Source organism: Pseudomonas sp. HN8-3 (assembly GCF_020790195.1).
Lineage (GTDB): Bacteria > Pseudomonadota > Gammaproteobacteria > Pseudomonadales > Pseudomonadaceae > Aquipseudomonas > Aquipseudomonas synxantha_A.
The window spans coordinates 3,482,184-3,504,823 of sequence record NZ_CP086206.1; the positions used below are offsets into that span (position 1 = coordinate 3,482,184).

Genomic DNA, 22,640 nt, shown 5'->3' on the forward strand with positions numbered 1-22,640 from the left:
GTGCCTTATATCTCGACATTTGCAGATATCCTTATGCGCTGGGTTATTTTTCAACTCCTCCAGCATAAAGAAAAACCCGGCGCTTGGCCGGACTCTGATACTTGCACTCTCTCAATTCTACTTCGCGCCGCCGTTGTCGCGATGAGTTTGAGCGTCTTGATCAGATCCTGGATTACCCGGCGGAGGATTCCAATCCTCCGGCTTGTCACCAGTTCCCTGCTTGGGCTCCGACTCAGCTTGCTCAAGACCGGAGTCATGACCCTCGCCCGTCTCAGGCATATCCTCTTTTGGTCCAGGATATGGCGCTGCAGGACCGTTATTGTCATCCACCATAAATCACCTCCTGTCTGTAGCGCGGGGTTGCGCATATAACTGGGAGGGACTGATTAGACAGAAAGTGCTTCTGCCTCGACGAGCGGACGAAAAAAAGCCTCGTGCAGTGACGAGGCTTTCTAGTGTCAATCCCTAACGCGCAAGATCGACAGGATGGGTAAATGTTCTCTCACTTTCTCACCCAATGCAATCGCTATTTACTATGCCGCGCAAGTTTCTATCAGCCCCTCTGCGTCGAGCAGTTCCTGAGCAGCAGTGAGCGCCTCGTTCACCTGGTCATCCAGTGTCTTGCGAATCGTCGAGCGCCACCGGTACCGAGTTGATTCTGGCTTGCCGTCGTTGTCCCAATTGGTGATGTCGTACCAGGCGGCTGGCAGCACCGCGGCGGAGCGCTTGCCTTCGGCACCGGCAACTGGTGGAATGGCCCAGGTCAGCACCGCGCATTCCCGGAAGCGTTTCGGCGCTGGCGTCTTCACAGAGCTCAGCAGCTCCAGTATGGCGCCGTGCTTGCGCTCTTCATGAGTGGAGTACTTCGCCACCAGCGCGCGCCAGTGCGCAGGGGTGAGCGCCTTGTGCAGACGCCCGAACACCCAGCAGTCAGTCAGGAAAGCAGCCTCCTTGCCGACGATCTCGCCCTTTTGCTTGGCGCACTGCACCTTGGGCTCGAAGTCGCAGCCGCCGGCGGAGTTAATGGTTTCGGCCGCAAGGGCTCGAACTACTGCTGAAACAACGTTGCGATAGGTCATGCTGCAGCCCTCTTGAGTTCTCTGGTCTTTGCCCGGTATTCGGCGGTGATGGCTTTCAGTTGTTCTACTGTTTCTTTGCGTGGCGTGTGGTCGGCTTCCAGCGCCTCGACAGCCTCCAGGCCAATCCTGGCGATCAACCCAGTACGGAAACCCTGGGAAACCGTCTCCCCTTTGCGGGCGAACTTAGATGATCCCGCGTTACAGCTTTTGCACTGGAGCCAGATATTGGTGGGCACCAGCCTTAACTCTGGCCGGGCGCCCTTGCCGAGGAAGTGGCCCGCATCGAATGCCCCGCCAGTCTTCCAGCCCTGGGCCTGGAGGATTGATTCCTGCGACTCGCCACAGCTGATGCAGCCACTGCCAATACTCAGTTCATAGGTGCGTCGATAGTCGCGTACGGCCTTCTCAGCATCTTTCATGTGGTCGGCACGACTCTTCAAAGCCTCCTTGCGGACCTTGATCTCCCGGCGCCCTACCTCTGCCAGCGCCTTGCGAGCGGTCGCTTTCCCCCTCTCGGACTGTCCATGAGCGATCGCGCATTCGATCTCACCGCAAACCGCCTGCGAGTCACGGGCAGGCGCGAACATCACTCGGCACTCTGGGCAGCGCTTGCGGCGTGATCCACCAGACTTGAGCGGGGTTTTGCGTTGCAGCGGGGTGCGCTTCATACAGCCTCCTTGGCTGTCTGCCGGTTGTTACCGAACAATGGCGCCTGCCCTTGGGCCAGCTTCCAGTCGAACTTCTCCTTGCAGCCTGTAGCGCACTGGCGCTTGTTCAGGCTTGGCATGTTGCTCATAGGCTCGCCGCAATTAGGGCAAGGCTTTCCGTATCCGTTGTCGTGACTCATGCAACCTCCTTGAATGCTTCAAACTCTGCCATTTCGGTCAGGCGCTCTTCCGTGAGCGTTGGCCAGTCATGCAGCACCAGGTACGCGCAGCACTGGCGCCAAAAATCTTGGAATGTCTCCTCCCCCATCGAATCGTAGGAAAGGCTGCGGGGTGTTTTTCGGGTGAGCTGGCCCAGGCCAGGGATGTCGAACAGTTCCTCGTCGCAGTAGACGCCCGACTCCAGTTGCAACGCCTTGATGGCGTCGTGTGACTGCTTGCCTGAGAACCGATCGATGTTCTGGCTCAACACTCGGCCCAGGCCATGGACCAAGCCATTGAACCGTGGATTACGTGGCTGCTTGAGGTCGGCGCGGATCTTCGCGTTCATCTTGAATTCACGCTCGCGCAGGATCGACCGGTCGGCATCGGAGGACGGTACGAAAGCGGCCACCTCCTTGCCGGAGGCCGGATCTACCAGGCGGCGCAGAACCAGGTAAACGGGCATTGGCCGGGGTTTGGCTGGCTTGGTCATGGCTTCACCAGAAAGAATTCAATTTCGAATGGACCGACGTAAACCCGGACGGCAGGCTTGGAGGCGAGTTTCGTGAAATAGAAATGCCAGTTGAGCGGGCGGAACCCGAAAAGCAGCCATCCCCGCTTGAACCCGAAGCTGATCATGTAGCCGTTGCCACGGTATTCGTCAGTGAATTTTCCGTAGTTGGTTTTCATGACTGCTCTCCCTGGCCCAGGGCGGCGCGATATCCAGAAACCTCCGCAATATCTCGGTCGTACTCGCGGCGCGTTAATGGGTACATGTCTTCCGGCAGTTGGCCACCGAACTTCTGGAGCATTTCCCCTTGCAGGTAATTGGTGCACTCCATCAGTGCATTACGCAGCGCCTCCTTCTCGGTCTTGAGCTGGTCGAGTTGGCGTCCCTGAACCTTGAACTCAGCCCAGCAAGCCTTGCGATCAGCATCGACTTTCTTCAACTCAGCTTTGAGTCGTTCGTTATCGGCCTTTAGCTGGTCGTAGGCTGAAGCCATTACAACCTCCGGCCCGTGCGGTTCGTAACTGATGCGATTGCCGCTCTCTGAAAGCATTTTCACGACTCTGTAGCGATGAACTTCAGTCATGTCCGCTTCTCCGCTGCTTCTGCGATCAATGCCATGCGCTCAAAGCGCTCAGCGGCTTGGCTGGCGAGATTGGCCAAGTCCGCCTCATCCACCACCGGCACGCACACGAAACGGATGCCGTGCTTGACCATGGTGTTCGCCATCTCAAGGGATTGGCGTAGCTGTGCTGGGTTTGCCCGCTTCATCAGAAGCCCTCCTTGCCGCGCTGCGATTCCCATTCGAACGGAATGACGATCACCCCACCCTCTCGCAACCGATCAATGCAGCGCTCGCCTAATGCGTCCGGCAAAGTCTTGGCGTCGAGATTGGAGACGATCACAGTCGGGCGCATTTGCTCGTACCGACCGTTGATGATTGCGAAAAGTGTGGTCAGCTCGAAGTCGCTGGGCTTTTCCTTGCTGACGCCGATCTCGTCCAAAATGAGCAGCGAGGGGCTGATCAGGCTCGACAGGATTTGGCTTTCGCTCTGGTCACTGGAGTGGTCGTAGGTGGCACGAATGGACTGAAGGACGGCGCCGATGGTTCGGTACACCGCAGTTGCGCTGGACTTGGCCATGATCTCGTTGGCGATGGCGACAGACAGGTGTGTCTTGCCGGTACCGGGCTTGCCCAGCAGCAGCAGGCAGCGGCCCGATTCGGCGATCTGCGCGAACTCAGCGGCATACCGGCGGCAGGTGTTCAGCGCTTTCCGCTGCTCGGTGCTGGTAGCAACGTACCCGTCCAGGGTCTTGCTGGCGAAGCGTTTTGGGATCAGCGCGGCGCCGAGCTTTCGCTCCATGGCCATGCGTAGCTCCATCGCCTTGTTGGCCAGCTCAGCAGCTTCAGCCTTCTCGCGAATGATCCGACTGCACTCAGGGCAACCACTTCTCAGCTCTTTGCCGAGTACTGGGAAGACCTTCTGTTCGTACTGGCCGTGGGTCTCGCACTCAGCGGGCTGAATGCGGGTGCCCGGCGGTAGTTCAGGCGCTGGGGGAATTGGCTCAGATCGCATAGGAACCATCCTCACGCTGGATCAGACCATCGGTGTAGTTGCGTTCAGCAAATCCGGTGTGGCGCGACTGAGGGGCCGGCACCGGTGCGGACTCCGCCAAACGCTTAATCACCCAAGACGCCTTGAAGCCCTGCCAGCCAGAATTGAGCGCTTCGGTGATTGCAACGTCTGCGGTGAAACCAGCCTCGGCGCACTTGGCCAACTCGGTGTTCACGGTTGACCAAACGGTGGCAGTCACTGCTGCGCGCTTGGTCTTGCGCTGGGTCAGCCAGTCGGCCAGCAGTTGCTCCGGGACGTTGTGCGGGTTGTCGGCCAGCAGTTGGGCCATGCCGAACGAAGCCTTGCGATTAGGCTTTGGAGGTTCGGCTAGTTCCTGGGGCGGATTAATCTCTTTCGTAGAAAGAGTTAATAGGGGTTCTTTCTTTGTATAAAGAAGGGAGTCGTCGGTTTTGGTCTGTTTCGCGGCTGAGCCGATTCGGACCACTTGAGCCGAATCAGACGATATGGTCAGTTTCGGCTTTACTACGAAGATCCACTCTTTCGGGTCGCAAACGCCGATATCACCGCGTGCACCGCCTTCTCTGTAAAGCACGCGACGGCGCAGCAGGCCGGAGATAGCCTTCGACACCGTGTCGGGGTGGATGTGGGTTGCCTTGGCAATATCGACCGCTGGGATGCGATGAGCACCCGTGCTGAAGTTCAGGGTCGCCTTGGCCACGTACAGAACGATCTTCATTTCGCGCGCTGACAAGTCGATGGCCATCAAGCCATCCATCATCTGGTTGTCCATTCGGGTGAACCCCCGAGGGTTGTGTATCGGAACAATGTTTGGCATGATTTCTCTCGCTTACCGCTGTAGAAGAAGCCGACCTCGACCGTCGGCTTTTTTGTGCCTGTAATTCAGGCGATGGATTTCAAATTCGGCCGGGCGTCCTTCATCAACTGCTCAGCCTTGCGCCCCAGCTCCCCCGCCTTCGCCTCAACCTGGCGGCACTGCTTGGCGAACGCCGGTAGGTGCGGCAGGTCCTGCTCGCACATCACCTGGTCGTCAAACACTTCGCTGCCGGTATCAATCACATCGCCCAGGGCGCGGATCAGTGCGCCGAAGCTTTTATTGGCACATTGGTCGCTGGTCATCTGGCGGGCGCCGGTCAAGCCGTGACGGCTGGCAAGCTCGTTCACGCAGTGGTCGCGGAATTCGGGTTCAAGGGCTTTCACCCACGACTCTTCCAGCCAGGAAGGCATCTCCTGGTCACCGGACAGCCAGCGCTGAACACGTTTGAGCCAGCGGCCGGTAGCCTTCACAAACTCATTTACGTCGGCGGTCAGTTCCAAAGAGTTGAAGTCAGGAACGTCTTTCTTCTGGGCGCGCTTCGGGATCGACAGGTGCAGCTCGCGGCTCAACGCCTGGGCAAAGTCGTCCTGGCTCAGGCTGGTACGCGCGATCTGATTTGCAGCGTGGGCGACCAGTACCTGATCACGGGTTTGTACGGTGTGTCTGGAACTGGACGTTTGCATGGGGACTGCTCTCTTCTAATCTGGCTTCAATGGAACGGCGGACAGGGATGTCAGGCGGCGGAGGCAAGCTCTGGCCAAATCAGATTCCAATCAGCGGGACGCAACGACCGGCGACTCAGGGTGCCCGCCGACTCACGCTCAAGCGAAACCGCAAGCGCGGCGGATGCTTGCTTGTTCCCATACGCAATTTGTTTCAAGTAGCCGCGAGAGGTCCCGGTGCGCTCGACGGCGTCATCGGAAGCGCTTTTGAGCCACTCCAAAAGCTGGGTGTGCTTAGTTCGCATCACGGTTCTCCTCTGTGATACGCAATTATTACCGCACGGTAACCATTTAATCAATACCGAATGGTCATTTACCAATGAGTAATGACCCGTAGAGAATCGCAAGATGGATATTCGCGAAGTGCGCAGGCACAACCTAAAAAAGCTGATGGATACCGAGTACGGGGTTGGCGCTCGCGGCGCACAGTCGCGCCTAGCAGAAAAGTTGAAGAAGCCTCAAAACTTCATATCGAGATGTCTTTTTGATCCAGAAAAAAATGGAGCAAAAACCATCGGAGAAGACTTCGCTAGGGAAATCGAGATCGAGTTTGGGCTCGCCAGATATGCGCTAGATGCGCCGATTGGTGACGGTCATGCCAAGGAGAGCAACGTGATTCCCATCGATTCTCGTCGAAAATCTCATGACGCCAATTTCATCACCATTCCCCAGCTTGACGTAGCTGGTTCGATGGGGCCGGGGCGGGTTCCGCCAGACCATATCGAGGTCATCAGGAATATTACCGTCCACCTTGACTGGCTTAAGACTCAGGGCTTGTCATATTCGAAGCTGGAGAACCTGGCCATCATCGATGGCGACGGTGACAGTATGGAGGGCACGTTCCGTAACGGCGACGCTCTGCTGGTAGATCGTGGCATCACCGAGATCCGAACCGATGCGATCTATGTCTTCACGCTGGAGGGCGAGCTCTTCATTAAGCGGCTTCAGCGCCTGACTGGCGGCTCCCTGCGCATGATTTCAGATAACCCTGTGTACCCCGCAATCATGATTGAGGGCGATATGCTCGCCAAAGTGCATATTCAGGCTCGTGTTCTGCTTGTCTGGAATGCGCGGAAGTTATAGGCCGACGCCATGTCCCTCACCAAACCCAACCAGCAGCTACGTCGCGATCTGAAGGCTATTGCCTTCAACCTTGAGCAGTCCTGTATCGACCTAGTCAAGCTCGCCGAAAAGCTCAGTGATGCCGACGCCATAGCCCTGATGGGGTTGGTGGGTACGCTCTATGAGGAGTCAGATAGGCTGGTGGGTTATGCGGATGAGGTGAAGGCGGGGCAAATAAATCGAAACAAGCCCGAATAGACACCTGGTCGGGCGCGACAACCTAAATAGAACTACCGCGAGCTGAGCAGGGCTCATATGCGCAAGGGAATGTACTGATGAATGCCTTACGGATAGCCGCTCTCATAGCTGCGCCACTTCTTTTCGCCGGCTGCTACAGCATGCCAAAAGAAAAAACCGAGTACGAAAAAAAGATTGACGCAGTACCAATGCCCGTAACAGAGGCTGATCGTTTAAAGCAATGTCGCAATTTCAAGCGAGTCGCTGATGATCAAGAGCTTGACGTCGTTTTGCGAATCGGACTGCAACCCAATCTCAGCGCCTCGGATTTTGACTATACGAAAACTTTAGCGCTTAAACGTCGCCTCAGAGCCATGAAGTGTCCTGGGTATGGATGGTTTTCCTGACGCTGCCGCCCAGAGTGAACCAATGACTGCATGGCGAGAGCAGAGTTTCTGGAGCAAGGCTGGAGTCATTGCTTGCCTGACTTTCCTTATGATGCTCCCCGGCTATTCCGACGTCGCTGGGCTGGGTGGAGACTCGTCCGGCCGCAAACGAGTCTTCAGCCCCGGTTTCGTTGTACTCTGCGTTTTCGTAGCTGTGTTTGAGCTGATAGCGCTGAACCACTTCTATGGTGCGGACGGATGAGGTGAAGGCGGGAAGGATTGTGCGGGGGAAGGCTGAGTAGGTGGTGCGGCGGGAATTTGTCAGGGCTATATCAAGGTTTTGGCTTAGCAATATTGGACATCTTGAACGCCATGTCCTTTTGCTTATATATCAGGGAGTTAATGATGAAAAACCAAGGCAAGAACGCCACCCCCAAACAGATTGTTTTGGACCTGGGAGTCGAGGTTCAAAGAGATGTAAACGGAATAGAGATGGGCGTTCTGGAAAACGGAATACCATTCCTCACCCAGCGCGGATTAGCTCTTGCCGCCGGGGCGCCAAGAAAAGCCTTACATGAGATATCTCAAGAATGGGTAGAGCATTTTGATGACGAAGTGATCACAAAAGATCGAATTTCATTCATCAAAACGTACCTTTTTGGCCAGGGCTACACCGACCGATCTCTTTATATCGAGGTCATGCGAGATGGTCAGCCGCACTATGCGTATCCAGACGTGGTCTGCATGGCAATTTTGGAGTACTACGCCTTTGAGTCCCGATCTCCCAATCAGCAGGCAAGGGATACGTACAGGGCATTCGCAACTCTTGGATTGCGCAGGTTCATTTATGAATCGCTGAATTATACGCCTGGTGATAAGTGGCAATACCATAACGAACGAGTTTCAATCCTAAATAACTCTTCCCCTCTGGGTTATTTCATTATTTTCAATGAGATAACTGGCCTGATAGTCGATCTGATAAACGCTGACCTGACGGTGAACGACAAAACCATTCCAGACATCAGCGTTGGGCAGATGTGGGCCAAACACTGGAAAGAATTCAACTATTCATCCATTTACGGTGAGCGCGTACCGTGCCAGCATAATTATCCGCCCAGATATCCTCAGGCAAAAAGCAATCCGCAGGAAGCCAGTGCATACCCCAATGACGCCCTTGGTGAGTTCCGAAGGTGGTTTAGGTACGACTATCTGGTTACGAAATTTCCTGAGTACATTTTGAAGAAGGCGCCAATGCTCAAGGGCGGAAAAGACGAGGCCTTGAAGATCGGAACGATGTATTCACCTAAGAAGCCGAAAGTAATTAAGTAAGCCAACATCACCGAGCTCATCCCGACGCCCTACCTAGCGCCGGGCTTCTTGTATCTGCCCTTTCACGACCTTTTCACAGTGGAGCGCCTATGGTGGCCACAGCTCCTTGTGAAGTTCCTTTAAGCCCGCTATCCCCCATCGCGGGCTTTTCTTTGCCTTCAATTCCGTGGTCTACGCTCTCTAGACCCTCAATTGGAGACGACGCAATGCCTTCCCCCTACTCCCTTCCCGATATGCTCGAACGCATCTACGAGAATCAACTCGCCCTGTGCGCGGCACGCTCTTCACCATCGGCGAGAACGCCGGGCACATCAAGCAGGCCCTGGCCAAGCTGAAGACCCAAGGTCCCGACTGACGCATCGCGCCTCCAAGCAGCCCGCCACTGAGCGGGCTTTTTTGTGGGCGCAACAATTTAATTACCAATCGGTATTGACTTAAACAATTACCGTACGGTAATGTTTGTTCATCGAGACGGTATCCCCCCTCAACAGGAGGCGGCCAATCGACCCGCTCTTTAAAAACTTGATGGACGCCGAGCTGGCCGATGCATAGCCAGCGGACGTACCGCGCAACGGTACGCAGCGATTCGACCTAATGTCGGCGCTGGGCATAGGAGACCTCATTCGGGGGGCGTAGCTGGAGAGGCTGCGTGGTGGAGAGTAAGCGTTTGGCTTTGGGGCCTTGATCCCGTGTCGCGCTGAAAGACATCAACGGGAAAGCGACCGTTGGCCTATGCAAGAGAACGCTACAAACAGATTTCCTCGATGCCCCTCTCACGAGGGGCATCAGGGAAAATGAACGGAGATAGCTCATGATAGTTGAAACATATGCCGCAATTGATCCTGTTACGAAGCGCTGCCGGGCGATTGGCGAAGTTGATGTAGAGCTGATCATGGAGTCCTTCAACGAAGGCTGGATCATTGTCCCGGTCACCGTTGAGACGGCTCGCCAAATATGGGGGAAGGAGCCAATCGACGTGTTTGAGATTGCTCAGAAATCTTGATTGGAACACCCACAGATTTCCTCGATGACCTTGGCGACAGGGTCATCCGGAAAATCAAACCGGAGAAAGGAAATGAACGAAGCGCAGATTGAACGAGTTCGGAAAATAGTTCAGGAGATCGCGGCTGACGAAAGCATCGGCTTTGACGAGGCCTTCTCACTCGCGATGGAGATGCTGAAGTTTCATGCCGACGGAATGCCTAAAGGAAGAAAGGCATCCGGCGGCGGATCAAATCAGGCCTCGTAAAGAAATGCCGACCATTCCTGATCTTGTACGCGACAGAGAAAGATAGACGCTGACTGTCGAGAGGTCAGTGGGTCTGAAATAGATTTCACTCTATCTCTTAATGCCAAGGTGCTCAGGACGCTTGTTCCGAAGTACGTCCCTATGGGCATGTCGTAAGTTTTTCCGTCAGCGAATCGAACCGTTCTTTTCAGGCCTAACGCTTCCATCTTTTCGTGAAGGTCGGCGTAGTCCTCTCCGCTCGCCCTGAACAACTCAACTCGCACCATGTATTCCGCCATAACTGCATTCCTTGTTTCGACTGTGGAAGCCGAAGCATATGGTTTTCCCTCGACTGTGGAAAGCGAGGAAACAGGGTGCCTGCCCCTGCAAAAACAGGCGCTCCCCTTTCCACCTTTACCCGTCAGCACTCCTCCCCCGCGCCCATCGGCAACCAGCGGGAGGCATGAGTGTTGACGAATACAGGTGAACAACCCGCCACTTTGGAGGCGACCATGTCAGCACTACGCAAACCTCAGTTTGAGCACGACGAACAACTGCCGCCTCCGGCGAGCGAAAACTTTCAGCAATTGGCTCGCAGCGAGTGGCTGTACAACGCCGCCGAAGAGCTGGCCAGAGGTGGCAGTGTGGTGTTCAAGCGACACCTACACCCACAGCAAGGCGTCACGGCCTACCAGTTCGCACTGGCTGTCGATGAGTACGCCAACAACCTTCTGGCCAACTGCGGCGTCGACACTCCAGCCCTGGGCTACTTACTGATCGCAGGGATGGCGGGTTCGAGGGTGAAATCGGAAGCTCTGGAGCTACTCGGCCGGAGCGACCATCCACTGGGAAAACTAGGCGAGATTGCCGAACGCCTCCTTCAACCTTTGGCTGATGACGCTCTTATCGCCCAGGCCGAGGACAACGAACTGTGAGCCCATACGTTGAGATCGATAAAGCGTTGTTTGCGCTTGAAGATCCAGATAAGCCCGCTCTCGACGAGATCTTGGCTGAGGGTTTGATCGTCCGCCACTTTACTTCGGGCGCCATCAACGCAGAAGAATTCCACTGGTATAGCGCCCGTCTACTGGATGTCAGCCGGCGGCGTAAGGAGGTTCAATGAGTACTGCACCGGTTAAATCGCTTATCGACGAGCAGCTCGAAGACATCAGCGCTCACAACCTGCGCGAGGCCTACAGCCTTGCCGAACGGCGCGGCTTCTTCGGCCCACCGGTTGAGCAATACGCAGAACCTGGCTATGGCGGTCGAGTGCTCCAGGTCCTGCGCTACCGAGTTGAGCGGCAGAGCTGATCAGCCTTTGCCTTTGTTCTTGTTCTTCGCACTGCCCTGTCGCGCTTTGAATTTCGGATTGGATTTGCAGATCACGTAGATCCGGCCGCGGCGCATAACTATCTGGCAGTCACGGTGACGGTTTTTAGCTTCTTTGAGTGAGGACAGCACTTTCATAGGTGAGGCTCCTTGCGATGAATTGAAATGTTATTACGTATCTTAAATACGAATAAGAATGTTTATCAACTTTTATTTCCCTCCCCCCCTACTCACTGCTGCGATCGTCGCGGCAAGGATTTCTCATGGCCACAAACACGCGAATTTGGGACCAGGTCGACACGACCGACCCTGATGCGACTAAAAAATACACTGGCGCAGGTGGTTTTAAGGGCACTGCGATCAGGCCAACCTATCTCATGCGCAAGGCGACCGAAATTTTCGGCCCATGTGGTGAGGGTTGGGGTTGGAACGTCCTTGAGGATCGATTTGACGAAGGTGCACCGCTCCAGGGGCCCACGAAAGAGTGGCCAGAGGCTCCGATGATCTGCGCGAAGCTACACACCGTAAAAATCGAACTTTGGTACTTGGGCAACGCTGGGCAGAAATGCACGGTTCAGCACTACGGCCATACGCCATTTATCTACCTGCAGCAGGGAAAAATTCTTACCGACTGGGACGCGGCGAAAAAATCGTTGACTGACGCCATCGGTAAATGCCTGCAGCCTCTGGGGTTCGCCGCCGACATCTACATGGGCATGTTCGACGATCCAACCTACGTCGACACCATCACCGAAGAGTTCAAGCTTGAAAAGGCCGAGGACAAGGACGCCGAGATACTTCGCCAAAAACAAGAGCGTGTCGACTGGCTTGCCTCAGCGGTCGAAACCATCGGCAAGGCCGTCACGACTCACGAACTCAAGCTTCTGAACGTGAAATACATCCGCGAGGCAACTCGCCGCAACGAACCCACCTTCATCGCGCGAATCACACGAGCATTCGAGGAGCGCAAAGCTGTGCTTGAAAAAGGCACGGAGGCCGCAGCATGACTCAACTCTACGCACTCACCGGCAAGCTCGCCGAACTCCAGGCAATGGCCGACACCGATGACGAAGGCTTGAAAGAGGCCCTGCAGCACGCCATGGACGAGGTTCAAGGCGACTTCAACGACAAGGCCGACAACATCGTCATGCTGCGCCGCAATATCGAAAGCGACGTGACGGCCATCGACAACGAAATCGAGCGCCTGGCTGAACTCAAGCGGATCAAGTCCAACAGCGTGTCGCAGATCAGCGACTACCTGCGCCGCAACATGGAAGCCGCCAACATCAAGTCGATCAAGCGTCCGCTCTTCACCATCACTCTGGCCATGGGCATCGAACGGGTCATCGTGGACAACGAAGACGCCGTGCCGGACGAACTGACGTCGGTGAAATCGAGCATCACCCCCGACAAAAAGGCCATCGCCGCCAAGCTTAAAGAGATCCGCGAGCATAACGAAGCGGTGCGCAAGCGCATGACAGCCGGTGAAGACGCTGAACACGAACTTCTACCCGAACCTACCTGGGCCCACTTGGAGCGCGGCGACAGTTCAATCAGAATTAAGTGAGGCAGCCATGATCAGCAACCACCTCAACCTGGTCGAACAGCAACGCCAGCACGCCGACTCAATATCGGAGCGCACCGCACAGTTCCTGGCCGCTGGCGGAACGATCTACCAGGGCGATAGCCCATCTATCAACCCGCCACCGCCGAAGCGTTCTGCCAAGATCGACCCCGACACCATCCTCAAGCGCCGCAAGCCGCCCATCACCCGGGCCGAGCGTGAAGCGCTGCGCAAACTCGCGGAGGCTTTATGAGCAAGCGCAAGCCGCACAACCTCAAAGCGCGCATTGACCGATCCTGCCGGTCGCTGCTGGCCGCCAATCACGTCGCAGTGGTCAACATCGACCCCAGCGGCCGCCAGGGCATGATCAATTACAAGTCGCTGAAGAACATCGCGCCGGGGAGGATCGGCCAGGCCGTCTGCGGTATTCCCCACCGGTGGACGATCTACCTCAGCGCGCTTTGTATCGACGCCCGCGGCGACCGCTACAGCAAATCGGTGGAGGTGGCGCCCGAAGGCGTCTACCTCTCCGACCACCTGGAAGACGTGATCGAGCATTGCTACAAGAAGCTGCGCGGCGAGGCCAATCAAAGCCAGATGGTGGCTTCGGGCTGGATCGCCATACCTGAAGCGATATCGCTGGACGAGGCGCACGCCGCGCGGATCTTCGAAGCGGTCGGCGCCTGGCACCAGGTAAAGGTCGACTCATGCGCCGCATAGCCCGCATCCAGCAACGCAAACGTCAAACCTGGCTCGCACTGCCGGCCAGCGGAATAGAAGAGGTAGGCCATGGCAGCAGTACCGCAGAAAGAGCGCTCGGCCAAGTCTGCCAGGAAGCGCGTGGCGAATGCCGAGGAAGAGTTGAGGCTCAGGATTCGCCCAGGCACACGGCAGGCGCTGGCCGACCTGATGGAGTGGTCAGGCATTACTGAGCAGGGAGAGGCGATGACGTTGATGATTCATCACCTGCACGCGCTGGGTTCCGCAAAGTGCCAGCCTCTACTCAATCCGCCGCGCCACGAAATCGCAATCTCTGAAAACGTGGCTCGGGAGTTTCACATGAAGAGCATGCAAATAATTCAGCAAGATCCAGGGGACGAGGTGTTGTCGCCGAGCTTGAGCTGACTCAGTGCCTGCCGATGGTTAACTGCTGCCGACCCATCGAAGTAACCGATCCAGAACTGCCAAACTTCACCGGCAATGCGACACATGTCGTAGAGTTCGCCATCAAGCGCGAGCATGTGGATTTCAAAGATCTCATACCTCCCTTCTTGGTCGTACTCTGGATCTCGCGGCCTGGTACGCGCCTCTTGGATTCGCTTCATTTCGTGCTTAGCGTCGTTGGCGAAGTGTCGACAGGCATGGAGTTTCAGCCCGATTTCTTTATCAGACTTTGCTATCAGATCCATGAATTTGTTTCCGCCATCCAGACCATGTAGCGGGGCGACCTTGTCAGCCTGATGGTTGAGCAACAGCGCCGCGCATAGAAGTCTTCGGTAAACACGTAAAAGATGCTTTACGTCAGGCTGAATATCTTTCTGATACTCAGTCCAGAACTCATCGTAAGCTTCTGCGGAAAGATCTCGCCAATAGCCTCGCGCATCATCAAGAAGTAATTCTGCCACAGCCATCTCCATTTCCGGCTCCATGCCGGTCACCCGTAATACCCCATATCACTGAACAGCGCCAGCCGGCGAAGTCGTAGCTCAAAATAAGTACTAATGTAACGGCCTCAGCGTTGCGGATATAGCATCGACCATCACGCGAGTGGCATGATCAACTTCGATATTGACAAATGAGCCCTTACGCAGAAGCCTGAAATTTGTCAGGCGTATTGTCTCTGGAATTAGACTAACGCTCAAATGATTCTTTTGTCTATCGACATCATGAACTGTCAGACTAGCGCCATGCATCCCGATAAAACCCTTGGAGAAGAAATATTTAATAGCGAGCGGAGGAAGCTTCAGTATCATATCCACCGTCTCCCCACGACTCTTAAGTTCAACTATCTCAGCGACACCCTCAATATGGCCATAGAGACTGTGCCCGCCGTTCTCAGAGCCGGTAATGTGCGATCGCTCTATATTCACCTCATCGCCAATGCTCAAATATTGCATTGAGGTATTTAGATTCGTCTTATCCGAAACATCAAAAGTAACGGAGTTTACAAAGACAGAAGTAACAGTTAAGCACACTCCATCGATAGCTACACTTGCTCCGACGAAAGCATCATTGAACAATCCACCTAGATTACTAACAAGCAGACTCTTAAAGCCATCGCCAGATCTCACATCCAAGACTATTCCAGTGCCCTGCACTATCCCCGTATACATAGATTCAACCCCTATATTGAATAAATCGGCAAAACCTCATTTTCCCGACGGACAATTATTTTAGAGATGCCTGCCCCCAACCTCAAACACTTGGACTTAAGCAAAAAACGTTATCTATTTCAAGGTTCAGCGCACCTAGTCTGCCTCTAAGGCCCGCGGCTTCATGTTAACACTCACAACTGCGCTAGGTCAGCGATCAGCTTAAGAACCCAAGCGAACTCTGGCTCCGAGCGCATCAGCAGGCCGACTAATCATCCGCACGACCTCATCACCTATCAGACGTATCTCTACTACATCAATTTACATACTCACCGCAGTCACCATCAGGTTTTTGCTGAGTGCAGATCATCAATCCAATTAACGAATCACGCCAGCCGGCGAGGATCCCCTATGTCCGCACAACAGAAGAAACACCCCTTCGATTTCAAAACCCAATACGGACTCGGCTTCAACCCTCAGGACGATGAGATCGTTGTCGACTTCTTCTGTGGTGGTGGCGGCGCCGGTACCGGGTTGGAAATGGGCCTGGGCCGCACAGTGAACGTGGCGAAGAACCACAGCCCGCAGGCGATCAGTATGCACACCGTCAACCACCCAGGCGCCACGCACTTCACCACCGACGTGTTCGATGGTGACCCGGACATCGAATGTGGCGGCAAAGCCGTGGGCTGGTTCCACATGTCGCCGGATTGCACCCACCACAGTCAGGCTGCTGGAGGCCAGCCGCGCAAGCGCGAGATCCGCAACCTGTCGTGGATCGGCTTGAAGTGGGGAGGCAAGAAGCGGCCCCGGGTCATCAGCCTGGAGAACGTGAAGCAGATCCTGCAGTGGGGCCGCCTGATCGCCAAGCGCGACAAGGTCACCGGACGAGTAGTGAAGCTTGACGGCAATATCGCGGCACCTGGCGAGGTGGTGCCGGTTGGTCAGCAGTTCCTGATCCCAGACCCAAAGCAGCGTGGCCGCACCTGGCGCCGCTTCGTCGACTTGCTGGAAGGCATGGGCTATGTCGTTGAGTGGAAAGTCATCAAAGCCTGCGACTTCGGCGCGCCGACCAGCCGGGAACGCCTGTTCATGATCGCCCGGTGCGACGGTCAGCCGATCGTATGGCCGGAGCCAACCCACGCCAAGAACCCCGCCAAGGGCCAGTTGAAGTGGAAAACAGCCGCCGACTGCATCGACTTCAGCGACCTGGGCAAAAGCATATTCGGCCGCAAGAAAGACCTGGCCCCGGCCACACTGCGCCGTGTTGCCAAGGGCATGAAAAAGTTCGTCATCGACAGCGCGGCGCCGTTCATTGTGCCGATTGCCAACTGGTCGGGCGAGACGGTGCAGTCTGCCGACGAGCCGCTGCGCACCATCACCTCCTACCCAAAGGGCGGCGCCTTCTCGGTGGTGAGCCCAATCATCGCACCGGCAACGCATCAGGGCAGCGATCGTATCAATGACCCGCTTGATCCTTTGCCCACGGTGACTTGCGCGAATCGCGGTGAGCTGACGCTGATCAGCCCAACGCTGATTCAGTCGGGATACGGCGAGCGCGCAGGGCAAGAGCTACGGGTGCCGGGTCTGGATCAGCCGCTGGGGACGGTTGTCGCCGGGGGCGTCAAGCACGCACTGGCTTCCGCCTGCATCGTCCAGGCCGGGCACGGCGAGGGCTCTGGGGCAAACAAGCGCCGTTCCCACGGGGTGAACGACATCTGCGGGCCGATCGGCACTGTCACTGCCAGCGGCGGCGGGCAATCCGTCAGCGCAGCGGTGATGATCCAGGCCAATGGGGGATTCAACACCACGCACGCCAAGGGCATGCACGAACCCATGACCACGGTGACCAACACCGGCAGCCAGCAGCAACTGGCAGTCGCGAACCTGGTGCACTTGCGCGGCAACTGCGATGCGCGGGACGTCAATGACCCGCTGCACACCGTCAGCGCGGGCGGCCAGCACCACGGGCTGGTCAGCGCATTCATGGAGCGGGCATTCGGCGCCAGTGTTGGCCAGGGCCTGGATGATCCGGCACCGACGATTACCGCCGGCGGCGGTGGCAAGAGTTCGCTGGTGTCACTCACGCTCTCGCCTGAGCATGAAGCCGGGGCCCTGCGGGTCGCGGCGTTCCTGATCAGCTACTACGGAACCGAGAACATCAGCGCCTGTGACTCGCCGGCGCCGACGATCACCACAAAGGACCGTCTGGCAATGGTCACCGTCATGGTGAAGGGAACGCCCTACGTGATCGTCGATATCTGCCTGCGGATGCTGAAGCCGTCCGAGCTGTACAAGGCCCAGGGCTTCCCGGCCGACTACATCATCAGCCACGGCGCCGACGGCAAACCGTTCACCAAGACACAGCAGGTTCATATGTGCGGCAACAGCGTCAGCCCGCCGCCGATGGCAGCACTGGCGAGAGCCAATGATCCATGGCGTGCCGAACAGCGGCAGTCGGCTGCGGCATAACTCATAACCACGGCACTGCCGCCATCCACTCCGCCAGACGCATGAGCATCTGACCAAGCAGTTCAATCAGGACCTGGAAAATCAGGTTTTCAATAAGCTGTTTCATTTTGAGCTTCCTATGAAGACTCAAAGCCAACGATATGGCTTCGTAGTCTATAAGTGCCCAATTAATTCAAAGCTCGGCCCACCCTTCCTCTTGGGTTTTTTCCAACTCCCCCACTCCACCGCCCGGGCATGGCCCGGCAAGGACTCCCCGTGCCTACAGAAAACAAAATCGCTGAGCCCGTGCCGAGCCTGGCAACCGGCCTCGGCCTCGACGCTGCTACCTGGGCCGACTTCGTGAACCGCCTGCGCTACGACTGCAACGGTAAACGTGTCCATGATCACTGCACTCGCGATGCGATATTCATCGTCGAAGCTCGGCGCATCGTCTGCGGTCTGGACATGGACTACACCGAACAACGCGTGGTGTATTGGGACAGCGGCGAATCGGCTGCATATTCGGTCAAAGAGTATTGGGACGGCCTGTCCCGCTACCAGAAAAGCCAGCTGAATAAAAAAATGCAGGCTTGGTCTGAGTGCCAATTTATGAAGGCCGACGAGTCGGATCAGTGGTATTTGCTCGGCGAACTACCGGACCACACCGTCACGGGCTGGGACGACCGCTGGGTATACGTCAACGCCCACTTCACCCACGCGGCCGCGGAAGCCTTCATCAAGCGCAAGAAGCACGACTACCGCGAGGGCATGAGGGTTTATGTCGAATCCCAGTATTACGCCTGGGAGTTCAACGCTATCAAGGAAGCGATCCTCGACGGCACGCTGACCTACACGCCGAAGGAGGAAGCATGAAGCGCATCTACCTCAGCGGCCCCATGAGCGGCTTGCCCGGGCTGAACTTCCCCAACTTCCACAGCATGACCGCCAGCCTCCGCGCCAGCGGCCACACAGTCACCAACCCCGCCGAGATAAACCCAGAAGGCGGCACCTGGACCGACTGTATACGCCGCGACATTGCCGCCCTGATGGACTGCTACACCGTGGCCACCCTGCCCGGTTGGGAGAACTCAAAGGGTGCTCGACTCGAAGTGCACATTGCCCGCGAGCTAGGCGTGCCTATAGTGAATGCCCATGATCTGGCATTGATATCACTATACGACTCGACAATATTTAACTAACCAAACGACAAGATCAATTTTCAGTGAACAATTTGACTTGCGATATACCGTCTCCTCCCACAACAGTCCTTAACATATTCGCGTCATACACATGTAACAAATTATATTTAACTCCGCGTGGAAGCTCACCTTGCTGGTATATATGATGATGCCTTGCAATAAAGTCCAACATTGAATCAACTGCCTGCTCGGAGTCTACAACCATCCATGATTCCAATTTTGTGTCAAACAATTGCCCCAAGCGGCTTCCAAGCTCGCATACCTCCGAAATGAGAAGCTTTGGCACCTCGTACAAAACCGCTTCATTGGCAGACTGTGTATCTTTAGCAAAAAGTAAATAATTAAAAATAGGAACCACTTGTTTCATTTTCCAAACCGCCTCTGTCGCTAAAGGCATTAGGTCTTTACCAAGGCCGGCATTACAAAGATGTATTGACTCCTCAAATCTCTGAATGTGAGCAATGAATTTTTTTAAGAAAATTAAACGCATCTGAGTGTGTTGGTGCTCCGGACTTACACCTTCCGTTTTGAAGCAGTGATAACCTGCATGCGTCATCCAGGCAATGGCGAGAGTCCCGTTTTCTGATACCAATCTACGAGCAGGCTCCCATTTTTTATCATCCCGCACCTCAAGTATGTAGGACACTCCTATAACTACAACAAACACATCAATTACAAGCGTCAATAAATTCCACTTCATTTCATCCCAAAATGTAACCAGTGCCGCATGTGAAGCGGAGGGATACTCAAGACTAATAAGCAAAAAAAATGCAACAAACAGCAATAACACGACCACTAATCCCAATGCGGCTTTCATTAACCCACCCCTACTTATCCACCGTCCTATTCAGAATAGCTAAGGCTGGCATTTTGCCTACATGTATTCAAGAAATTTCCACAAACAACGAACATCAGTCCCCCTTCAAAGTCAGCCGCTATAGCGGCAAGGACGAACTCGCCCATGAAAAGAACAGTCGTGCTCACCGGCAAGGCAGTCGTGAACTTCCGAAAGGTCATTGAGAACGTCGATGACGATGAAGTGGAGGAGCTGCTGACAAGCAATGACCATCGGGAAATGCAGATCGACGACGATGACCTACTCGATATCGAATGGATTCACGACGATGTCGATATCAAGGTGAAGCCATGATCGCCACCCTCTGGTTCGCCTACGTCTTCATCTACAAGGGGCCGAGGCCATGATCATCAAGATCGCTTTTGACCCAGACAACTTGAAACCAGACGATGAAGCCTACCCCGCATTCCAGGCCGGCGGCATCACGCTCAAGGTTTGGGCTCTCTACAAAAAGCACTTCATAACCTGCCAATACTTCCGGGAAAACCTGATCGCGATGGCAGAACTGTTCGAGCGAATGCTTGATATCGAAGACCACGACATTCTCCCGTACACAAACATTGATGAGTTCGTGGCCTACCTGGGCGCCTGTGGAATTTACGGAACAACCGCTGGCCCACGACACAAAGAGATGGTCGGGTGGGTTGTTCGGTACTGGGACTATTTCAACCTGGCCACCCAGTGGTCTTTGAGCCTTCAGTACAAAGTCGTGAAGGAGGTTGACGAAACCTTGACCATTCGCGGCTTCCACACCGCAACAGCCTAACCCCAATCCCCCTACATGCCTGCCGGTGAGCGGCGGGCGAGGTATTCGCATGTCTGAGAAAACTGTTAAAGCCATCATGGAACAAGCCCAGGTATTCGCCAGCAGTTGGTCAATGGTGGGCGGTCCGTTTGCCGACGACGACCAGCTCGAGCGCGCCGAAGATGAAAAATTGGAGCTGGAGAAGATCGTCAAAGGCGCGCTGGAGGGCTCAGTAGGAGCGCCGCAGGATGTCGGCGAGATGATCGAAGCGCTGCTTGCCTGGCATAAACGGCAGACCGATCAACTGCAGATCCTTACGGACAACTCCAAAGAAGGCACGACCCTTTCCCTGGGCACCGATGATCCAGTCGACATCACCCTGACAAAAGATATGGCCAAGGGCTTGCGCATCGGGCTCGTCCTGGCAATGGATCGCCTTGGCAAACTGCCCATCAGCGTCAGCCATGGCGATGATGAAGATCCTGACTACGACGACGAATAACCCAGCCCACCTTCTGCCGCCCAGCGCGGCAAGGACACCCCATGTTCGCTATGAAACTCACCCTGATACTGCTGGGCGCTTTTCTGTACCTGGCAGGAACCATCGGCTGGTTCGGCTGGCTCGGGCTCGGCCTGCTGGACGCCGGCACCACCGAGGCACTGCTCTACGCATTCGCCGGCACATGCGCCTGGCTGCTGATCACCTTCGGCCTGGCCATCCACATCATTAAGACAGCACGGCCCACCCTGGGCGGCGGGAGCTAGATATGCAGGCTGAAATACTGTCGGACGATGAGCTCGCCGACCTTACCGGTTACAAGCGTCGATGTGATCAGCGCAAATGGCTCAAGGATCGCAACTGGGTGTACGTCGAGAGCCGCGGCGGCCGGCCACTGGTTGGTCGGATGTTCGCCCGCATGAAGCTGGGCATGGTCAACGCCACAATTGCTGATCCAAACCCGTCGCCGCCGCGACCGGCTTGGACGCCTGACTTCTCCAGAGTGAACTGATATGCGCCCTCGGAACACGGAAAACAGGGACTTGCCACCAGGAATGGTGCGCCGTAAGCGCCCAAGGAAGAATGGCAAGATCTGGATCGGCTACTACTACCGTGACTCAGCGGGAAAAGAGATTCCGCTTGGAACAGACCTGAGCAAAGCCCGGCTGAAGTGGGCCGAAATGGAGGCCAAAGAAAAACCTGCCGACCTCACAACGATGAAGGGCATCTTCGACCGGTACGTGCGCGACGTCATCCCAAAAAAGGGGGAGCGGACCCAGAAGGACAACATGGCCGAACTGAAACAGCTTCGTCCTACGTTTGATGAGGCGCCCATCGATTCAATTACGCCGTTCAACATCGCCGGTTACCGTGATGCCCGCTCAGCGAAGGTTCGTGCCAACCGCGAGATCGCGCTCCTGTCCCACGTTTTCAACATGGCCAGGGAGTGGGGCCTCACGGAGCGGGAGAACCCTTGCCAGGGCATCAGGAAGAACAAGGAGGTGCCGCGTGATTACTACGCCAACGCGGCTGTTTGGGATGCCGTCTACGCGGTTGCCGAACAAGAACTCAAGGAGGCCATGGACCTGGCCTATTTGACCGGACAGCGGCCTGCTGACGTGCTGATCATGCGCAGCGACGATACAGAGGGTGACTACTTCCTGGTAACGCAGGGCAAGACTGGCCAGAAGCTTCGAATCCTGATGCGTACGGAAGCCGGGGAAAACAGCTTGGGGAGATTGGTCAGGGAGATTGGCGAAAGGAATGTCGGTCATTCATCTAAGTACCTGTTGATCAACAGGAATGGAAAGCGAATGACGAAGGGGATGTTGCGCTTGCGCTGGGACAAGGCTCGGGAAAAAGCCCAGCAGAACGCCATCGAACAAGGCGACCCGCTGCTCGCGGCCAAGATTGGAGGGTTTCAGTTCCGCGACATCCGGCCGAAGGCTGCATCGGAAATCATCGATATCGGGGATGCCAGCCTGCTGCTGGGACACAGCAAACAGGAGATCACAAAGCGGGTTTACAGGAGGATTGGCGCCACCGCGAAACCGTCCAAATAGGCAAAGTTTCGGAACTCCTACCCAAAAGTTTCGGAACTCCCGCCGAAAGCAGAAGAAACATTCTCAAACCCCAGAAACACAAAAGCCCCGCAATCGCGGGGCTTTCGTTTAAATCTTGGCGGGAAACCAGGGATTCGAACCCTGGGAACGCTATTAACGTTCGCCGGTTTTCAAGACCGGTGCATTCAACCACTCTGCCAATTTCCCTTGTGCATCACAGGATTATAGTAGCCCATCCCGTGTCAGCGGGCGCCATAATACCCGAATGAAACACACTGTCAAACTCTCTGCATC

The 22,640-nt window shown here is 55.7% G+C and carries 38 protein-coding genes and 1 tRNA gene; 24 read left to right on the forward strand and 15 right to left on the reverse strand.

Annotated elements, in window-relative coordinates; genetic code table 11:
• Nucleotides 1-533: 533 nt before the first annotated feature.
• From LJX92_RS15200 to LJX92_RS15240, 10 genes are all read right to left on the reverse strand, one after another.
• Nucleotides 534-1,079, reverse strand: a complete 546-nt coding sequence (locus LJX92_RS15200; RefSeq protein ID WP_228308543.1) for a hypothetical protein — start codon at nucleotides 1,077-1,079, stop codon at nucleotides 534-536.
• Nucleotides 1,076-1,747, reverse strand: coding sequence for a recombination protein NinG (locus LJX92_RS15205; RefSeq protein WP_228308544.1), 672 nt, complete (start codon nucleotides 1,745-1,747; stop codon nucleotides 1,076-1,078). The genes LJX92_RS15200 and LJX92_RS15205 overlap by 4 nt, the downstream gene beginning before the upstream one ends.
• Complete coding sequence (locus LJX92_RS27000; RefSeq protein WP_256575927.1) at nucleotides 1,744-1,875, reverse strand: hypothetical protein; 132 nt, start codon at nucleotides 1,873-1,875, stop codon at nucleotides 1,744-1,746. Before LJX92_RS27000 ends, LJX92_RS15205 begins: the two co-directional genes overlap by 4 nt.
• A gap of 47 nt (nucleotides 1,876-1,922) precedes the next feature.
• On the reverse strand, nucleotides 1,923-2,438 hold the full coding sequence (locus tag LJX92_RS15210) for a hypothetical protein (RefSeq protein ID WP_228308545.1): 516 nt from the start codon (nucleotides 2,436-2,438) through the stop codon (nucleotides 1,923-1,925).
• Nucleotides 2,435-2,635, reverse strand: a complete 201-nt coding sequence (locus LJX92_RS15215) for a hypothetical protein (protein ID WP_228308546.1) — start codon at nucleotides 2,633-2,635, stop codon at nucleotides 2,435-2,437. Before LJX92_RS15215 ends, LJX92_RS15210 begins: the two co-directional genes overlap by 4 nt.
• A complete protein-coding gene (locus tag LJX92_RS15220; RefSeq protein ID WP_228308547.1) occupies nucleotides 2,632-3,039 on the reverse strand; it encodes a hypothetical protein in 408 nt (135 codons plus the stop codon). Before LJX92_RS15220 ends, LJX92_RS15215 begins: the two co-directional genes overlap by 4 nt.
• Nucleotides 3,036-3,224, reverse strand: coding sequence for a DUF1382 family protein (locus LJX92_RS15225; protein WP_228308548.1), 189 nt, complete (start codon nucleotides 3,222-3,224; stop codon nucleotides 3,036-3,038). The genes LJX92_RS15220 and LJX92_RS15225 overlap by 4 nt, the downstream gene beginning before the upstream one ends.
• Nucleotides 3,224-4,030: an ATP-binding protein gene (locus LJX92_RS15230; RefSeq protein ID WP_228308549.1), complete on the reverse strand. Its 807-nt coding sequence runs from the start codon at nucleotides 4,028-4,030 to the stop codon at nucleotides 3,224-3,226. The genes LJX92_RS15225 and LJX92_RS15230 overlap by 1 nt, the downstream gene beginning before the upstream one ends.
• Nucleotides 4,020-4,820, reverse strand: a complete 801-nt coding sequence (locus LJX92_RS15235; RefSeq protein ID WP_416309119.1) for a replication protein — start codon at nucleotides 4,818-4,820, stop codon at nucleotides 4,020-4,022. The genes LJX92_RS15230 and LJX92_RS15235 overlap by 11 nt, the downstream gene beginning before the upstream one ends.
• A 110-nt stretch (nucleotides 4,821-4,930) precedes the next feature.
• Nucleotides 4,931-5,548: a hypothetical protein gene (locus LJX92_RS15240; RefSeq protein WP_228308551.1), complete on the reverse strand. Its 618-nt coding sequence runs from the start codon at nucleotides 5,546-5,548 to the stop codon at nucleotides 4,931-4,933.
• Nucleotides 5,549-5,935: 387 nt separating this feature from the next.
• Here LJX92_RS15240 and LJX92_RS15250 point away from each other — a divergent pair, with 387 nt between their 5' ends.
• From LJX92_RS15250 to LJX92_RS15295, 10 genes are all read left to right on the forward strand, one after another.
• On the forward strand, nucleotides 5,936-6,670 hold the full coding sequence (locus LJX92_RS15250) for a S24 family peptidase (RefSeq protein ID WP_228308552.1): 735 nt from the start codon (nucleotides 5,936-5,938) through the stop codon (nucleotides 6,668-6,670).
• 9 nt (nucleotides 6,671-6,679) lie between these two features.
• Entirely contained in the window at nucleotides 6,680-6,907 is a 228-nt protein-coding gene (locus LJX92_RS15255; RefSeq protein WP_228308553.1) for a hypothetical protein, read from the forward strand.
• Between the two features lie 77 nt (nucleotides 6,908-6,984).
• Nucleotides 6,985-7,293, forward strand: a complete 309-nt coding sequence (locus LJX92_RS15260; protein WP_228308554.1) for a hypothetical protein — start codon at nucleotides 6,985-6,987, stop codon at nucleotides 7,291-7,293.
• A gap of 22 nt (nucleotides 7,294-7,315) precedes the next feature.
• The gene (locus tag LJX92_RS15265) at nucleotides 7,316-7,534 is read left to right on the forward strand and encodes a hypothetical protein (RefSeq protein ID WP_228309912.1); all 219 of its coding nucleotides are present in this window, start codon (nucleotides 7,316-7,318) and stop codon (nucleotides 7,532-7,534) included.
• 143 nt (nucleotides 7,535-7,677) lie between these two features.
• Nucleotides 7,678-8,601, forward strand: a complete 924-nt coding sequence (locus LJX92_RS15270; RefSeq protein WP_228308555.1) for a hypothetical protein — start codon at nucleotides 7,678-7,680, stop codon at nucleotides 8,599-8,601.
• 811 nt (nucleotides 8,602-9,412) lie between these two features.
• Complete coding sequence (locus tag LJX92_RS15275; protein ID WP_228308556.1) at nucleotides 9,413-9,604, forward strand: hypothetical protein; 192 nt, start codon at nucleotides 9,413-9,415, stop codon at nucleotides 9,602-9,604.
• A gap of 72 nt (nucleotides 9,605-9,676) precedes the next feature.
• Entirely contained in the window at nucleotides 9,677-9,850 is a 174-nt protein-coding gene (locus LJX92_RS15280; RefSeq protein WP_228308557.1) for a hypothetical protein, read from the forward strand.
• Nucleotides 9,851-10,341: 491 nt separating this feature from the next.
• Nucleotides 10,342-10,764: a hypothetical protein gene (locus tag LJX92_RS15285; protein ID WP_228308558.1), complete on the forward strand. Its 423-nt coding sequence runs from the start codon at nucleotides 10,342-10,344 to the stop codon at nucleotides 10,762-10,764.
• Nucleotides 10,761-10,952, forward strand: a complete 192-nt coding sequence (locus LJX92_RS15290; RefSeq protein WP_228308559.1) for a hypothetical protein — start codon at nucleotides 10,761-10,763, stop codon at nucleotides 10,950-10,952. The genes LJX92_RS15285 and LJX92_RS15290 overlap by 4 nt, the downstream gene beginning before the upstream one ends.
• The gene (locus LJX92_RS15295; protein WP_228308560.1) at nucleotides 10,949-11,140 is read left to right on the forward strand and encodes a hypothetical protein; all 192 of its coding nucleotides are present in this window, start codon (nucleotides 10,949-10,951) and stop codon (nucleotides 11,138-11,140) included. Before LJX92_RS15290 ends, LJX92_RS15295 begins: the two co-directional genes overlap by 4 nt.
• Here the strand turns inward: LJX92_RS15295 and ykgO are convergent, their stop codons facing one another.
• A complete protein-coding gene (gene ykgO, locus LJX92_RS15300; protein ID WP_019816741.1) occupies nucleotides 11,141-11,296 on the reverse strand; it encodes a type B 50S ribosomal protein L36 in 156 nt (51 codons plus the stop codon).
• Nucleotides 11,297-11,421: 125 nt separating this feature from the next.
• Between ykgO and LJX92_RS15305 the strand changes: the two genes are divergently transcribed.
• The 5 genes from LJX92_RS15305 to LJX92_RS15325 all read left to right on the forward strand — a co-directional run bounded on the left by LJX92_RS15305 (nucleotide 11,422) and on the right by LJX92_RS15325 (nucleotide 13,847).
• On the forward strand, nucleotides 11,422-12,165 hold the full coding sequence (locus LJX92_RS15305; protein ID WP_194438046.1) for a hypothetical protein: 744 nt from the start codon (nucleotides 11,422-11,424) through the stop codon (nucleotides 12,163-12,165).
• Nucleotides 12,162-12,725 carry a siphovirus Gp157 family protein gene (locus LJX92_RS15310; protein WP_194438044.1) on the forward strand — a complete coding sequence of 188 codons (564 nt, stop codon included), beginning with the start codon at nucleotides 12,162-12,164 and terminating at the stop codon, nucleotides 12,723-12,725. Before LJX92_RS15305 ends, LJX92_RS15310 begins: the two co-directional genes overlap by 4 nt.
• A 7-nt stretch (nucleotides 12,726-12,732) precedes the next feature.
• Nucleotides 12,733-12,975: a hypothetical protein gene (locus LJX92_RS15315; RefSeq protein WP_194438042.1), complete on the forward strand. Its 243-nt coding sequence runs from the start codon at nucleotides 12,733-12,735 to the stop codon at nucleotides 12,973-12,975.
• Nucleotides 12,972-13,442 carry a hypothetical protein gene (locus LJX92_RS15320; RefSeq protein ID WP_194438040.1) on the forward strand — a complete coding sequence of 157 codons (471 nt, stop codon included), beginning with the start codon at nucleotides 12,972-12,974 and terminating at the stop codon, nucleotides 13,440-13,442. Before LJX92_RS15315 ends, LJX92_RS15320 begins: the two co-directional genes overlap by 4 nt.
• A 69-nt stretch (nucleotides 13,443-13,511) precedes the next feature.
• Nucleotides 13,512-13,847 (forward strand): hypothetical protein, encoded by a 336-nt coding sequence (locus tag LJX92_RS15325; RefSeq protein WP_228308561.1) that lies wholly within the window; start codon nucleotides 13,512-13,514, stop codon nucleotides 13,845-13,847.
• Here the strand turns inward: LJX92_RS15325 and LJX92_RS15330 are convergent.
• Nucleotides 13,802-14,371 (reverse strand): hypothetical protein, encoded by a 570-nt coding sequence (locus LJX92_RS15330; RefSeq protein ID WP_194438036.1) that lies wholly within the window; start codon nucleotides 14,369-14,371, stop codon nucleotides 13,802-13,804. The genes LJX92_RS15325 and LJX92_RS15330 overlap by 46 nt on opposite strands.
• 69 nt (nucleotides 14,372-14,440) lie before the next feature.
• Nucleotides 14,441-15,013 (reverse strand): riboflavin synthase subunit alpha, encoded by a 573-nt coding sequence (locus LJX92_RS15335; RefSeq protein WP_242462670.1) that lies wholly within the window; start codon nucleotides 15,011-15,013, stop codon nucleotides 14,441-14,443.
• 432 nt (nucleotides 15,014-15,445) lie between these two features.
• Between LJX92_RS15335 and LJX92_RS15340 the strand changes: the two genes are divergently transcribed.
• The 3 genes from LJX92_RS15340 (at nucleotide 15,446) to LJX92_RS15350 (ending at nucleotide 18,684) form a co-directional block, all read left to right on the forward strand.
• Nucleotides 15,446-17,506, forward strand: a complete 2,061-nt coding sequence (locus LJX92_RS15340) for a DNA cytosine methyltransferase (RefSeq protein WP_228308562.1) — start codon at nucleotides 15,446-15,448, stop codon at nucleotides 17,504-17,506.
• A 255-nt stretch (nucleotides 17,507-17,761) separates the two neighbouring features.
• Complete coding sequence (locus LJX92_RS15345; RefSeq protein ID WP_228308563.1) at nucleotides 17,762-18,358, forward strand: hypothetical protein; 597 nt, start codon at nucleotides 17,762-17,764, stop codon at nucleotides 18,356-18,358.
• On the forward strand, nucleotides 18,355-18,684 hold the full coding sequence (locus LJX92_RS15350) for a DUF4406 domain-containing protein (RefSeq protein ID WP_228308564.1): 330 nt from the start codon (nucleotides 18,355-18,357) through the stop codon (nucleotides 18,682-18,684). The genes LJX92_RS15345 and LJX92_RS15350 overlap by 4 nt, the downstream gene beginning before the upstream one ends.
• A 13-nt stretch (nucleotides 18,685-18,697) precedes the next feature.
• Here LJX92_RS15350 and LJX92_RS15355 read toward each other — a convergent pair whose 3' ends face one another.
• Nucleotides 18,698-19,501 (reverse strand): hypothetical protein, encoded by an 804-nt coding sequence (locus LJX92_RS15355; RefSeq protein WP_228308565.1) that lies wholly within the window; start codon nucleotides 19,499-19,501, stop codon nucleotides 18,698-18,700.
• A 144-nt stretch (nucleotides 19,502-19,645) separates the two neighbouring features.
• On the opposite strand from LJX92_RS15355, the gene LJX92_RS15360 reads away from it, so the two are divergent.
• The 6 genes from LJX92_RS15360 to LJX92_RS15385 are packed head-to-tail and all read left to right on the forward strand — an operon-like array spanning nucleotide 19,646 to nucleotide 22,346.
• On the forward strand, nucleotides 19,646-19,834 hold the full coding sequence (locus tag LJX92_RS15360) for a hypothetical protein (protein ID WP_228308566.1): 189 nt from the start codon (nucleotides 19,646-19,648) through the stop codon (nucleotides 19,832-19,834).
• 49 nt (nucleotides 19,835-19,883) lie between these two features.
• The gene (locus LJX92_RS15365; protein ID WP_228308567.1) at nucleotides 19,884-20,306 is read left to right on the forward strand and encodes a hypothetical protein; all 423 of its coding nucleotides are present in this window, start codon (nucleotides 19,884-19,886) and stop codon (nucleotides 20,304-20,306) included.
• 49 nt (nucleotides 20,307-20,355) lie between these two features.
• Nucleotides 20,356-20,787, forward strand: a complete 432-nt coding sequence (locus LJX92_RS15370) for a hypothetical protein (RefSeq protein WP_228308568.1) — start codon at nucleotides 20,356-20,358, stop codon at nucleotides 20,785-20,787.
• Nucleotides 20,788-20,828: 41 nt separating this feature from the next.
• Nucleotides 20,829-21,050 carry a hypothetical protein gene (locus LJX92_RS15375; protein WP_228308569.1) on the forward strand — a complete coding sequence of 74 codons (222 nt, stop codon included), beginning with the start codon at nucleotides 20,829-20,831 and terminating at the stop codon, nucleotides 21,048-21,050.
• A gap of 2 nt (nucleotides 21,051-21,052) precedes the next feature.
• A complete protein-coding gene (locus tag LJX92_RS15380; protein WP_060773012.1) occupies nucleotides 21,053-21,295 on the forward strand; it encodes a DUF4224 domain-containing protein in 243 nt (80 codons plus the stop codon).
• A 1-nt stretch (nucleotide 21,296) separates the two neighbouring features.
• Nucleotides 21,297-22,346, forward strand: a complete 1,050-nt coding sequence (locus LJX92_RS15385; protein WP_228308570.1) for a tyrosine-type recombinase/integrase — start codon at nucleotides 21,297-21,299, stop codon at nucleotides 22,344-22,346.
• A 116-nt stretch (nucleotides 22,347-22,462) separates the two neighbouring features.
• On the opposite strand, the gene LJX92_RS15390 is transcribed toward LJX92_RS15385, so the two are convergent.
• Nucleotides 22,463-22,553: transfer RNA gene (locus LJX92_RS15390), tRNA-Ser, on the reverse strand.
• Nucleotides 22,554-22,640: the final 87 nt, after the last annotated feature.